The organism is Streptococcus infantis (assembly GCF_047464415.1).
In the GTDB taxonomy this organism is placed as follows: domain Bacteria; phylum Bacillota; class Bacilli; order Lactobacillales; family Streptococcaceae; genus Streptococcus; species Streptococcus infantis_AE.
The window spans coordinates 1-884 of record NZ_JASHBX010000053.1; the positions used below are offsets into that span (position 1 = coordinate 1).

General features: G+C 37.4%; 1 pseudogene. It reads right to left on the minus strand.

The window, feature by feature from the left end:
- Nucleotides 1-868, minus strand: a pseudogene (locus QM460_RS10410) (peptidase); the annotation flags it as partial.
- Nucleotides 869-884: the final 16 nt, after the last annotated feature.

The following is an 884-nucleotide window of genomic DNA, read 5'->3' on the forward strand; positions in this document are numbered from 1 at the left end:
CAGGATCAGGAATTGTATCCTTTTCATGCTTCTCCAATTCTGGCGGATGAACTTCTTCTACTGTTTCTACAACGTTGTTATTTCCCCAAAGTTGGAATGTGTATGTTGCTTCATACAATTCCCTATCCGAGTAAGGAGGTAGTCCTTCCGCTTTTCGTTCCGCATCAGAATACTTACGATATGCTTCAAATTTTTCCTGCGAATAAGGTTTGAATTCTTTTTTACCATGGTAATAACTCAAATGTCCTTTCGAACCATAGCCAATAGATACAATAGTTCCTACAGGTGTATCATGAAAATCGTTTACATTTGAATAGATTGGATCACCAGCTTTATACTCGTCTAAACCTGTATCGTCGTCTGATTGATACGTACCTGATGTTTTCACACCTTTCCAACCAGTTTTATTTCCAAATGCTGGAATAGGTGTTTCTTGAACCAATGAATCACTAGGTGTTTTTACAATACCTGTCGATCCATCTTCATAAGTATGACGAACAGATTGACCGTAGTCAATATCTGAATATACATCGGCACGTCCAATGTTTAATGGTTTACCAGTTGCCTCGTCAAAAAGCTCATAATCGAAATCAGGATTCAAGTAATTAAATGGGCTGAATCCAAATGGTGAAACACCTTTATCTTTCAACCACCAAACCCACAAACGACTATAAACTTGAGAATTACCTTCTTTTTCAAATGCTTTAGTAGGTGTTGATGTCGAAGTGAATTTTACAGAAACTGTTTTTCCTGATTTAGTCTTACCAATTTTGTGCAGGGTAAACCAATCACCTTCCTTAATATTTTTTAGAATTGTCCCACCGATTGACGTGGCATTTTGACGAGCGATTTCCTCTTTATCAATCATATCTGGACGACCAAGT